Here is a 12,623-nt window from a genome sequence, read left to right on the forward strand (position 1 = left end):
TCAGGTGATAGGATGGAAGACGAGAAATTGTCAAAAGATTGGCCTCATGAATGGATTAAAAAAATTCGTTCTAGACCTTCCAAGTACGGTTTGTCCAAGCGAATGCGGCAAGTGGACTTGGCACAGCGGGTCGGTGTGGATCCGCGAACTGTGCAGCAATGGGAAAATGGAGACCGACTCCCTAGTGTAGGCAGTCTCAAGCGAATAATCCAAGCGTTTTACGAAGAAGGAATTCTCTTAGAAGCAGATCCGCGTCAAGAAGCGGAAGAGCTTTGGAATACTATAAAACGCTTCTCGGAAGCACGATCAGCGACCTCAAGAGAGTTTCCAGATTTCGACAGTGCCTGGTTCGATACATTGGCTACTATAGAAGCGATCATACCGAAATCCCAAATGGCTGCGTCAAGGTCTTCAATTGTGGCAACACAACGACTGCCAAAGGTCCCTACACTCTTCGTTGGACGAAGTTTAGCTATAGCTGACTTGAAAGAACAACTAAATATTCATTCTATAGTCTCTATCGTGGGTTCCGGAGGAATAGGCAAGACATCTCTTGCTGTTCAGGTGGCTTCGATGCTTGAGGAGACGGATTTGCAAGGAATATGGATGTTTGAATTCGGCTCTCTCAAAGATCCACAAGACTTGGGTCAGTTGCTATTATCCACACTAAATCTACAGAACCAAGAGAACAGAACCGAGCTTCAAACGATACTAGAGACCATATCCGATCAGAAAATGCTCTTTATTTTTGATAATTGCGAACATGTTATTGATGCAAGTGCATCTTTGGCTGAATCACTTTTTGCATCCGCTCCGGGACTGACGATCCTTGTTACCAGTCGAGAACCACTCAATATTCCTGGGGAATCTGTCTATCGGTTGCCTCCTTTATCTTTTCCTACAGATGAGCATTCGCTTGAGCAGCTATCTGAACAGGAGATTATGACCTTTGAAGCCGTACAACTCTTTTTGGAACGGGCGCTTATGATTGCACCTCAGTTTCCACATACATTGCCGAACCTCAGGCTTGTTGGAACTATTTGCAAGAAGCTGGAAGGAATACCATTAGCTATTGAGCTAGCTGTTGCCCGAATGAATATGCTGACACTGGAACAAGTCAAGGAACGTCTGGGAAATCTATTGACGTTGCTGACAGTAGGCAAACGAACAGCTGCTAACCGACATCAAACGCTCGAATCTACAATTGATTGGAGTTATGAATTACTGACTAGCAAGGAACGTCTACTATTGAGACGACTTAGTGTATTTACAGGTGGGTTTACTTTGGAGGCAGCTGAAGAAATCTGCATTGATGATCCTAGAATACCTGAGGGGGAAAATTGCATCACTAGCAAAGATATGCTCGACCTGTTGTCAGGTCTGGTGAATAAATCTCTAGTATCTATCGAGATCGGTGAGGATTATCGTTTTATCCGCTACTTTTTACTGGAAGCTATCAAAGAATACGCAGGCGAGAAGTTGAAGAATGACACTGATAAGCATCCAAGCAACCCGCTTTTTGAACGCCATGCACGTTATTATAGTCAATATTTGGTTCGCGCGGAACCCAAGTTTAGGACTAACGAACGCGAAGTGTGTATTGAAGAAGTACGGCGTGAATATGCGAATCTGCGTTCTGCTCTGGAATGGTCTTACTCCAATCCCCACGCCTATTCATTTGGACTTCATATGGTCTCGAACCTCTACTGGTTCTGGTTGCACGAAGGCAGGTTAAAGGAAGGGTTGTTCTGGCTGGATCGCTTTTTGCATAACGAAACACAAGAACTACAGTCTAGCACTGATTTCGCAAAGGCCTTACATGGAAGTGGTGTCATTCAATTTATTCGTGGAGATATTAAAGGTGCGATGGATTCGACAATCAGAAGCGTGGAACTTGCTCGTAATTTGGGAGAACGTTCTCTTCTTTCCTCCTCTCTTCGTTTGCTCGCATTTCTTCACATCAAACAGAAAAACTTTGAAGAAGCCGAACCATTGGTACAGATGAGCATTGATATCGCTAGAAAAACAGATGATTTGTGGAATTTAGCTTCTTCATTGCATGCTTACGGGAAGCTCCGATTAGAACAAAATAATTACCTTGAGGCGTCTAAACTTCTGAATGAGAGTATACATTTCTTCGAAGTGGTTCAGGATCAATGGGAAGTATCTGGTCCGTACGAAAGTCTAGGGTATTCCGCTCTAAAGCTTGAGCAGCTTACGACTTCTATTGAATATTTTAAAAAATGTATCGCTGTAAGCCAGATCTACAGAGGTTCTTGGATTTTATCACGCGGTATTGAAGGATTAGCCATTGCGGTATGTAACAAGAAAGCTTTTACCGAAGCTGCAATACTTCTCGGAGCTGCTGAGAAAGGGCGTCAAAACTCTGGCGGGGAGGATACACCTAATTTTCCCGCAGAGCACGAAAAGGTAATTGTTGATCTTAAGCATGTTTTTTCTGATCAGGAATTGCATCAATTGTGGAGTAAAGGTGCAACAATGACACGGTCACAAGCGCTTGCGTATTCACTAGAGATTTAGACGATAAACAGTAACAAGAGCCGACCGTTTTCGTTTTAATTTTCGGAAAACGGTCAGCCACTTTGCTTATAGTTGAGGCGAGTATTTTTAATTTAGGTACTCACCTATTTGTTTTTGGCTCACACAATGTATTTGGTCTAAACCGTTGAATTTTTTTATCTGCTTCATATTGTTTCTAAAGTTCCCCTAAAATCATAATAAAACCTCCTATAAGAGCAATAATTCTAGCATGCTTCTACATAGGAGGTTTTCATTTTATAAATTGATTTAACGTTTCACGCTAGTTGCATATATTCTTTATTCAACGGTGAGGTGATGCTTTATAAGTTTCTTGCATAAAAAGAGAACAACATCGTATTAAAGTTAGAACCCACTATAAGTTGTCCCACTAAAGCAAAAAACGCAGATCGATCTAAAGTACGATCAAATAGATAGAGATTACTCCCGTATTTTAATTAAAGTCTTGCATTAAATTGTCTACCACTTCTTTTACAGTTATAATTTCTTTGATTGGTGTGATTCCGGTACCTACAGAAATATATCCATCGTCTGTATTTCCTTCTAGCATCCCGATACGCATGCCATCAAACAAAAATTTTGATGTTTCTTCACGGCTAGCACCTTGATTATCCATTTCTACTAATTTATTCGCTAATTTAGTAGGTAAAGAACGATAGTATGCTGGTAGAGTACGAAACATTAACAAATCTTCTGCTGTAGCATCTACAATCATTTGTTTGACGTTTTCTGCTGCTGGATTTTCTTTTGTTGGAATAAAGACACTACCCGCAAATACACCTTCAGCGCCTAAAGCAAATGCAGCACGCACTCCTCTAACGTCTCCTATCCCACCGGCTGCCATTACAGGAATATTTATAGCATCTGCAATCATGGGTACAATCGAAAATGTTCCAATAACTCGTTCTGGAACTGTTCCCCCTTCATCAAATCCAGTCGCAACATAAATATCGATTCCAAGTGCTTCTGCAGCTTTTGCATCTTTAATAGTAGGAGTAAGCGGTCTATAAACAATTTTAATATTGTTATCTTTTAATGGTTTGAAGATTTTTTCATACGGTAAACCCGGCAAACCGTTCACAAGAACAACAGGAACTTTCTCTTCAATAACGGTTTCTATCATTCGCCACATGTAATTCAGATCACTACCTCCAATGATAACTGTTCCAAATGGCTTTTCCGTTAATGTTTTTGTTTTTTGTATTTCAGTTCTTAATCTTTCAGCAGTTAATTCGGGTGAACGATTAGGAGTCCTATCAACCTGACCGGCAGTTGCTGCTAGAAATCCTAATCCCCCCGCATTGCTAACCGCTGCAACAAATTCCGCATTCGTAAGCCAAGACATTGGGCCCTGTATAATCGGTTTTTCTATACCTAAAATTTCACATATTCTATTGTTCATTATTGAACCCTTCAGGTTTCAAATATTTCTAACACTATCTTGTCCGTAATTACTTTGTCTGCTAAATAAATTCATTTGACTGATTAGAATATCTTGAAGTATTTTGATAATTATTTAGTATACTAAGTAATTATCAAAGAAAATAACTTAGTGCAAGTTATTTTCCATGCGTTTTAATAAATCCCGTAGTATGAGACGTTCTTCATCTGATATGGACTGAAGTAATTTATCTTGTTGTCTTTTCCATTTTAATCTAACTGGCTCTTCTAATTCTTTACCTTTGCTCGTTAGATATATTCGCATAACTCTCGCGTCTTCTTCATCACGTTTACGGTATATGACACCATTTTGCTCTAGCGTTTTAACCATATTTGTGACTGTAGGCGGTTCGCATCTTAAATGTTCACATAGTTGCATTTGCGTTATTCCATCACCCAACCATAAACGCGCAAGTAGATTATCTTGACCTACGTATAAATTAAGTTCTCTAAGACTTTCACTATAATCCCGACGCGTCTGGGAGGAAACCTTATCCAAAGATCCACGGATTTCACAGTCAATATTAACCTTCATAGATAAACCTCCTAGCCAAATATATTTAGCACGCTAAATATATCATAGTCGTTTTTAAGCTGTCAATGGTACTTCCTAGAAAGCGAACATAAACCCCATTTCATTCAAAGAAGGTACAACAACTTTTTTACTCTTCCTCCCTACGACTTCTAATCAGAAATAAATCTAACCAATGATAGAAAAAATTTACCCTGAACGGTATGAACTTGTTTTAAAACTTCATTAGGTGATGTAATCGGTCTTCGGTTCTATTCTGTACTAGCCTAAAGCCCCAAGCAGAGTCTAGGCTTAGGTTTATTCCTCCTAGTTCCATCCACTGCTATACTTTTTATAAAATACACCGATCCTTTAAAGGAGTGAAATCGTTTGGAATCTTATGGAATCAATGACAGAGTAACGAACAAGAAAGACCCGAGCATCGTTCAGAAATCTAGAAAAGGACTACTTGTTTTTTTCGCATGGCTGGTTCCTCTCACATTCCTTAGCTATGTACTTGCAATTCATGTATCGCCTATATTTGGTCTTCTACTTATGTGGTCACCAGGATTGTCCTCTTTCTTGACTCGTCTCTTGTTACGTGAAGGATTTGCAGATATTTCATTTCGCTTTCGAGGGAAATTAGCTTTTAAATCAATCCCGTTTGTATTGCTTTTTCCAGTGATTATTGGAACACTAGCGTACGGTTTAGCATGGATAACAGGATTGGTTGACTTCGTACATACTGACAGCTCATATATGTGGCCATTGGTGGTAAGTATTGTTTATCAGATGTTTGTAGGTACATTACTCGGTGTGATCAGCAGTGCGGGTGAAGAGCTAGGCTGGAGAGGTTATATGCTCAGCCGATTAATAACAGCAGGCGTGCCCAAGCCGATTTTAACAGGTGGACTGATTTGGGGCGTTTGGCATCTTCCTGCTATTCTATTAGGCAGTTATTACTCTGGCCCTTCATTAGTATTATCTATCATCTTGTTTATGATTACGATTAGTTCATTCAATTTTATTATTAGCCATCTTCGCTTAAGTACTGGAAGCATCTGGCCAGCGATCTTGCTTCATGCTTCATGGAACGCTGTGATTCAAGATTCATTTGATACAGCTACCAAAGGCGAAAATGCCTATTTATGGACAGGTGAGTCGGGCATATTGGTTACACTTGTACTGTTTTTGGCAGCATGGATGTTTTCGAGAAAATCCGATTTTATGTATCGTCCTCACTGAAATTAATATGCAATATAGTATTGTCATAACAAAGTACTGTTTATTCAGCAATTAATTGCTCATTTTTCAAATCGAGTCTGTAATGAATATCCTTAGCATCTTGTTCTGATGTACCTGCTCTAACAGATGGATGAATGACAAGTGTTTCTTTCTCAACAGCTGGTAGCGATGTAGTGTCAGAATAGATAAGGCTTTTAGAAACTATTCCATTTTTATTAATCTCTAAATGAGACGCATCTCCGCTCTGTTTATCAATAGCAAATAAATAACTTTCTTCTCCATATCCTGTTTGGTATTGCGGAGTAAGAATGTAAATATCAGCAGAATGAAAGCTTATATGCTTAAATGTAAGCTTTTTTTCCGTTGGTTGAACATATTGAAAGGCTGGAAGAACTAATAAAACCTTCTCTTTTTCTTCTTGTCTGTATACAACTGAATAATTGCTTTGGAAGGTGTAATCTCCTTCTTGTCCCCATACGCTTGATACAAGTAAATGACCTTTCTCTTCTCGACCATTTGAAACCATCAATAAAGTTCCTTTATCTGTTTTTTGTTCTGCACGAATTGATTGCTCATTAACTGCAGAATCAACAGCAATTGAATCACTTAGTTCAGTTTTAGGAAACGAGGTAGAGTTGTCTACAGAAACATTTTGATATTTAGCAATTGAAGTGCTGGAATCAAGCTTAGTTTGCTTTATTTTCCCCTCACTATTGCAACTTATGATTATACTAAATAAACATATTGATGAAACCCATAACAATATATTTTTTTTGATAAAAACCTCTCCTTCTTGTCATTATTTCAATTTAATTATATATAATATGGAATTTTAAGAAGATTATTGTAAGTCTATATAGTGAACAGTATACAGCAAAATAAAAGAGTTGTTCTTAACAAAAGAACAACTCTCAAAGTTTTAACCTTTATTCATTATCTAAGATACTACAATCAGCTAATATTTCTGGTTTAAAACGCATACTGTCTAACTCTGTAATCGGTCTAATTACCTTGCAAGGAACTCCTGCTGCAAAAGAATTTGCTGGAATATCTTGAGTGACCACACTACCTGCACCAATAACACATCCATCTCCAATCGTCACACCACCGCATACTGTCACATTAGCAGACAGCCATACATCATTTCCAATAGTAACTAGTTTGGCATAGCATAAAGAATTTGGCTCTTGATGTTGATCGATCATCTGGCGACGCTCGGAAGCTATAAATGGATGAACAGGTGTAACGATAGTAACATTCGGTCCAAAACTAGCATGATTGCCAATCTTTACTTTCGCATCATCTTGAACCGTAAGATTATAATTAGCAAAAAAGTGATCACCTATTTCAGTATGAAGACCATAATGAAAAAAGATAGGTCCTTGCAAGAAACATCTTTCTCCTTTACCACCGATCAGTTCGCTTAGCAAGGCTTCACGTTCTTCTACTTGATCTTCATAGGTGTTGCTATACTGTTGGCTAAGTTTATGAGCATTCAATTTAATTTTTTTGAGATCAGGATGACCTGGATTAAACAATAATCCATCAAAAATACGTTGTTCTTCGCTCATATCATACCTCCCTTTAAAAGTACTTACATCCTACTGTTGCTTGAGTTTCAATTACTAACAAATCTTCTTCTAAATTAAAATTCCTTATTGATGGGAAACTTATTTATTAAATAACTTAGTATTGGAGACATTACGATCAATGGAAGCCATATGACTCATAATCATTTCAGCAGCCCGTTTATAACCGCCCGCTTGTCGTAAAGATTCACCGATGATACAAGCCTGCTGTTTATAAGATGGATTGCTTAGCACCTCTAGTAATGCTTCTCTCATAACAGCTACACTAAGCTGATATTTATTTAAAGTGATACCTGCTCCTAACTCCTGTACTCGATTAGCTACAAGCGGCTGATCCGATGTTAGCGGAATCATCACTAACGGAACATTGTAATAGAGCGCTTCACTTGTACTGTTCATTCCGGCATGGGTAATAAAAACATCTGTATGCTGTAGCATCTCCAGCTGTGCAATGTAGGGCATCACGATAAAATTAGAAGGAATTTGATCAGCCAAAGGTTCCATATCTGTATATTTGCCTGACGATAGCACCACATTCACCGGCAGATCGCCAAATGCTTCAAAGCAAAGCTGATAAAAATCCAAGTTTTTATTTAAAATAGTCCCCATAGCAATGTACACCGTTTGCGGATAACGTTCACGAAGCCGCTCGAATGAAAAAGTCTGAGCATCTTGACGCGGAATGATCGAAGGACCTGTGAAAATAAAACGATCGTCCAGTTGTTCTGCTTGTGGCTGAAAATAACGACTGGTATACACAAGCTTTAACTCGCCTGCATGCACTGGAATTTCTTCTATAGCGGGAATACTCACTTGAAATTCTTGCGCTAACGTACTCGTTATCTTCATCGTAGCATCATACAATTCCTTCGTACTCTCATCCATCTCCTGCATACCTTCTCCAGCTCCTAATGGATTGACAAAAGCAAAGGAAGCGACCGAACACACTGCGGGAATTCCTAATTTTTCTGCAAGAATAGTCCCTCCCCAACCCATCAGAGAATCAAAGATCAGATAGTCGAACTTTTGATTTTCGATCACTCGTAGCACCTCGGGTATAATCCTCTGAATAATACCGCCTACCATCATATAAATGAACTGATAAGGATGGGTATACTCCTGCGGTTTCAACACAGGATCAAGAGAGAAAGCATCTTGAGGAAATGGATATGTAATCAACAGGGCTCCAGTTTGTTCGATTCGGGAACGATACTCTTCTGTGCACACATAGACAACTTCCTCACCACTGTCGATCAATTGAGTAACTAATCCTAACGACGGATTCACATGACCTTCAGCCGGAGTAATGACAACTAATACACGTGCTATTGTGCCCACCTCCCTATTCAATTTTTTCTGCTATCATAATATTTTAAAAAATATAATATTATACGTTACAAAAGAATATTATCTTGTGACTAAACAGTCGGATCATGTTCTTGAGGAACAGGCTCGGTGATGCGTAAAGATGCTAAAAAACTTAATAACACCCATAGTAATTGCAGGATTAATACTATCATCACGCCTGTAGATATGCCCCACTGTAACGTTTCTGACAAAGCGATTAAAGCGCCACCAACTCCGATGCTTACTCCCATATAGAAAGAATCGACGAATTGCAGATTTGCAGACATTTCTCCTTCTTGTCTAGGTGCTGCATGTTGTAAAGCAATAGCAGCAGTTGTAGGATTAGCCAATCCAACACCGAAGCCAGTAATCATTTGTGAGAGCAGAATGAGTATAATTCCACCATTGGATAACATAAGGGCTAGGATGACAAGTACAGTACCGGCGATCATAATTCCAATACCGCTCATCACTCTACGCTTTCTTCCATGACCTTGATCTCGTACATCAAGCTTGGCTTGCAACCACGCTGCGGCAGACCAGCTTAAAGAACCTGCTGCTACAATAAGGCCAGCAAGATCTGCTGATAACCCTTTTACTTCAGTTAATGCCAAGATTACAAAACTCTCTGTTGTAAAATAACAAGCTACATATAACCCTCTGGACACCAATGTAGCAGGTAATCCTTTTTTCACTGCAAAAGTTCCTTTAGGAAGAAGTTTTTTCATTTGTGGGATCATGATCAAAAAGCCAACCAAAGTAAGTACTATTCCTTTCCAATCGGTTATCATCCCAAGTCCTGTAAGCAACAACCCTGTTCCAATAGCAAGTAGAATCGCATGCAGAGTCTTGGAATCAGCTTTGAGCGCTATACCTGTCCGTACTTGCCGAAGCTGTAGATCACGGAAAGAGCGGAATGTAAGACTCAATGCTAATGCAATCAGAGGTAACACAATCCAGAAAACAAATCGCCATGATATATACGAGGCCATAAGACCTGCCAGGTAAGGGCCAATTAAAGAAGGTAACACAAATGCCATAGAGAACGCCGCCAAAATTTGAGTACGAAGAGCATCTGAATAATGCAAAGTTACACAAGTATATACACATGTGATCAAAGCTCCTGCCCCAAAACCTTGAAGTGCTCTTGCTACAATAAGCATATGCATATCAAAAGAAACAGCGGCAACTACAGTTCCGAGCACAAAAATACTAAACGACACAAGCATAGATGTAAAAACGCCACGCTTATCAACCTGCTGACCCATAACAAGAGTTCCAATCAGTTGAGATAATAAGAATGCGCTGAAAATCCATCCGTATAAATGAATACCTTGCAAGTCTTGTGCCATTTTCGCTGCTATTGTCGTAATAGCCAGTCCCTCAAAAGCAACAGTTGTTAGAACTAGCATAATACCAATCGTCAACGCTCTGTGCTGCTTATCAAAAATTCCAGTCTGATTGTTAATTGTTTTCTACACCTCCCTCATAAAATATTTTTGGTAAAATTAACCTTTTTTAAGGTCTGAATATATAATACTCTTTCTACTTTGTAAAGTGAAATGTTTAATAACTAATATTTAATAAATAGTAAAGATGCAAATGATCTTTCCACTACTCATAAAAACTACCATAAGTAACTTGAAAGTAGTCGATACCTAAAAGTATGGGATAGAAGTTACTCTCCTAAAATAATCACTTCTGTCTCCAAATCAATCTTAAATGCCTCATATACTTTTTGTTTGATCAACTGGATTAACTCCAAATAATCGTCAGCGGTTGCATGATCTGCATTAATAATAAAACCTGCATGCTTCAGAGAGATTTCCGCTCCTCCAATACGCGTGCCTTGCAAGTTACAATCCTGAATCAATTTTCCTACAAAATGTCCTTCTGGACGTTTAAAAACACTACCACATGAAGGATATTCTAGCGGTTGTTTAGATTGTCGTTTGAACGTCAAATCCTGCATGATACTATAGATGACATCTTGATTTCCTTGTGCAAGCTTCAGCTCGACCTCAAGTATGATATAGTCATTTGTTCTAAATATACTGTCCCGATAACCAAGCTTCATATCTGCTCGGGGTATATCCAGCACTTCTCCATCTTTGGTAATAACACTCGCACGCTCAACAACTTCAGCCATCTGACCACCATAAGCACCAGCGTTCATATAGAGAGCTCCTCCCGTGCTACCCGGTATACCACATGCAAATTCCAGCCCTGTTAAGCTATGATCTAACGCCATGCTAGAGACATCCATAATATTGGCTCCACTTTGCGCAACCATGTTATTCCCGCTCACCTGAATCTGATCGAAATGGCTCAAAGAAATAGTGATCCCTCTTATGCCGCTGTCTTTAATGATGACATTTGAACCTTTGCCGATAACAGCCACAGGCAATTGCTGTTTTTTTGCAATTTCAACGATACTTTTAATTTCGTCTTTCGTGGTGGGATGAATAAGGATGTCTGCTTTACCACCTAACTGTATATACGTGTGATCTTTTAAAGGCTCATTTTGTTTTACTTTTTCCAAAGGTATGTGATTCTCAAATAGATTCATGCTATTCTCTCCTTGAGTTGGCACAGAGATAATATAGGTGTTACAGATAAACCCTGCGAATCCAAAGGCTATTACTGTCAAAACGATCCCTACAAATAATGCAAAATAGATAATGAAAAATAACTAGACTGAAAATACGGTGATGACCAGACCATATCAAATGTGACTTTAAAACATGAGTATGTATACCTCGTATCCGGATACTTAGTAAACATTTTTGTTTATAAAGTCTAAACTACAGTTCAATTTTGACTTTGTCAACATTTTTGTTTAAAATGTAGATAGCGATATAGATTAAGTTGTTTTAAAAGGAGATGTACTATGAGCCGGGATCAATTTAAAAAGGATGTCTCCAAAAGTACTCGAAGAGGGATCATTCATCTGTTAAAAGAGCAAGGAGGAATGGATGTTGTAACACTCTCCTCTCACTTTTCGTTGTCAGGAATGGCGATTCGTCAACATTTGAATGCGCTCAAAGAAGAAGGGTTAGTTACTAATGTGGAAGAAGCTCGTCCTATGGGTCGACCCACTAAGCTATGGGTATTAACTCCAGCAGCTAATCGTTTTTTTCCAAATGGCTATTCAGACTTATCTGTCAGCTTGATTCATTCGATGAAAGAAGCGTTTGGTAATGAAGGGCTGGATAAGCTACTAGATATTCGAAATAAAAAGATGCAAGAACAATATCTTCAGCATCTTGGTGATACATCAGACATTCGAGAAAAACTGGAAAAGCTTGCCGAGATTCGAACAATCGAAGGTTATATGGCCGAGGTGAAGATGCAGGATGATGGCAGTCTTCTACTTATTGAGAAGCATTGTCCAATCTGCGAAGCTGCTGCTGTATGTACCGGATTGTGCAAAAATGAGTTACATTTATTTCAAACGGTTCTAGGAAATAATGTTCATATTGAACGCAGTGAGTACATTTTAGCAGGAGGAAGAAACTGCATATACACCGTTAGACAACATAAGCCATAACGAAAAGAGCAATCTCATTGGAGATTGCTCTTTTTATTACTGCATATCTTTTCTTTACATACTCGTCCTACGTCTTTTCTGCTCTTGCTATCAGCCTGTTCCTTTTTCTTATACTCCATAAAAAATGATTGTTGAACGCATGTATCTGTAATATTTGGTTTCTTGTTTTTTAATAAAAATATGTATAGGAAGTCCCAGTTTCCCGAGGAAGAAATACATTTGTTCTTTGTAGATCCCTTCTCCTTGCGTAAACTTCGTTAAATTCTTCTTATTTAGATCCAACTAATGTGAAGATCAGGAACATCAGTAGCATTATTCATCTTTGAAAAGCTTTGTTTTTAAAAGTAATCGAGTATAAAAAAAGGTGCTACACGTCATGTGC

The 12,623-nt window shown here is 38.8% G+C and carries 10 protein-coding genes; 3 read left to right on the plus strand and 7 right to left on the minus strand.

Features of this window, described 5'->3' with window-relative positions; all coding sequences use genetic code 11:
- The first annotated feature begins 12 nt into the window (after positions 1–12).
- On the plus strand, positions 13–2,541 hold the full coding sequence (locus tag QE450_RS08200; protein WP_307298406.1) for a tetratricopeptide repeat protein: 2,529 nt from the start codon (positions 13–15) through the stop codon (positions 2,539–2,541).
- A gap of 451 nt (positions 2,542–2,992) precedes the next feature.
- Here the strand turns inward: QE450_RS08200 and QE450_RS08205 are convergent, their stop codons facing one another.
- The gene (locus QE450_RS08205; RefSeq protein WP_273612348.1) at positions 2,993–3,961 is read right to left on the minus strand and encodes an NAD(P)H-dependent flavin oxidoreductase; all 969 of its coding nucleotides are present in this window, start codon (positions 3,959–3,961) and stop codon (positions 2,993–2,995) included.
- A 147-nt stretch (positions 3,962–4,108) separates the two neighbouring features.
- The gene (locus tag QE450_RS08210; RefSeq protein ID WP_273612349.1) at positions 4,109–4,534 is read right to left on the minus strand and encodes a MarR family winged helix-turn-helix transcriptional regulator; all 426 of its coding nucleotides are present in this window, start codon (positions 4,532–4,534) and stop codon (positions 4,109–4,111) included.
- A 558-nt stretch (positions 4,535–5,092) separates the two neighbouring features.
- On the opposite strand from QE450_RS08210, the gene QE450_RS08215 reads away from it, so the two are divergent.
- Positions 5,093–5,755, plus strand: coding sequence for a CPBP family intramembrane glutamic endopeptidase (locus QE450_RS08215; protein ID WP_307298413.1), 663 nt, complete (start codon positions 5,093–5,095; stop codon positions 5,753–5,755).
- Positions 5,756–5,795: 40 nt separating this feature from the next.
- Here the strand turns inward: QE450_RS08215 and QE450_RS08220 are convergent, their stop codons facing one another.
- The 5 genes from QE450_RS08220 to murB all read right to left on the minus strand — a co-directional run bounded on the left by QE450_RS08220 (position 5,796) and on the right by murB (position 11,260).
- Positions 5,796–6,518, minus strand: coding sequence for a hypothetical protein (locus QE450_RS08220; RefSeq protein WP_307298415.1), 723 nt, complete (start codon positions 6,516–6,518; stop codon positions 5,796–5,798).
- 163 nt (positions 6,519–6,681) lie between these two features.
- Complete coding sequence (locus tag QE450_RS08225; RefSeq protein ID WP_307298418.1) at positions 6,682–7,326, minus strand: sugar O-acetyltransferase; 645 nt, start codon at positions 7,324–7,326, stop codon at positions 6,682–6,684.
- Between the two features lie 99 nt (positions 7,327–7,425).
- Entirely contained in the window at positions 7,426–8,673 is a 1,248-nt protein-coding gene (locus QE450_RS08230; protein WP_307302634.1) for a macrolide family glycosyltransferase, read from the minus strand.
- An 89-nt stretch (positions 8,674–8,762) separates the two neighbouring features.
- Positions 8,763–10,103, minus strand: coding sequence for an MFS transporter (locus tag QE450_RS08235; protein ID WP_307302636.1), 1,341 nt, complete (start codon positions 10,101–10,103; stop codon positions 8,763–8,765).
- Positions 10,104–10,369: 266 nt separating this feature from the next.
- On the minus strand, positions 10,370–11,260 hold the full coding sequence (gene murB, locus QE450_RS08240) for a UDP-N-acetylmuramate dehydrogenase (protein ID WP_307298421.1): 891 nt from the start codon (positions 11,258–11,260) through the stop codon (positions 10,370–10,372).
- Between the two features lie 321 nt (positions 11,261–11,581).
- Here murB and QE450_RS08245 point away from each other — a divergent pair, with 321 nt between their 5' ends.
- Positions 11,582–12,241, plus strand: a complete 660-nt coding sequence (locus QE450_RS08245; protein WP_307298424.1) for a helix-turn-helix transcriptional regulator — start codon at positions 11,582–11,584, stop codon at positions 12,239–12,241.
- Positions 12,242–12,623: the final 382 nt, after the last annotated feature.

It is taken from the genome of Paenibacillus sp. SORGH_AS_0306 (genome assembly GCF_030819345.1).
Lineage (GTDB): Bacteria > Bacillota > Bacilli > Paenibacillales > Paenibacillaceae > Saccharibacillus > Saccharibacillus kyungheensis.

Coding starts and splice junctions, on each gene's coding strand:
- QE450_RS08200 (WP_307298406.1), top strand. CDS start 13: ATGGAAGACGAGAAATTGTCAAAAGATTGGCCTCATGAATGGATTAAA.
- QE450_RS08205 (WP_273612348.1), bottom strand. CDS start 3,961: ATGAACAATAGAATATGTGAAATTTTAGGTATAGAAAAACCGATTATA.
- QE450_RS08210 (WP_273612349.1), bottom strand. CDS start 4,534: ATGAAGGTTAATATTGACTGTGAAATCCGTGGATCTTTGGATAAGGTT.
- QE450_RS08225 (WP_307298418.1), bottom strand. CDS start 7,326: ATGAGCGAAGAACAACGTATTTTTGATGGATTATTGTTTAATCCAGGT.
- QE450_RS08235 (WP_307302636.1), bottom strand. CDS start 10,103: ATGCTAGTTCTAACAACTGTTGCTTTTGAGGGACTGGCTATTACGACA.
- murB (WP_307298421.1), bottom strand. CDS start 11,260: ATGAATCTATTTGAGAATCACATACCTTTGGAAAAAGTAAAACAAAAT.
- QE450_RS08245 (WP_307298424.1), top strand. CDS start 11,582: ATGAGCCGGGATCAATTTAAAAAGGATGTCTCCAAAAGTACTCGAAGA.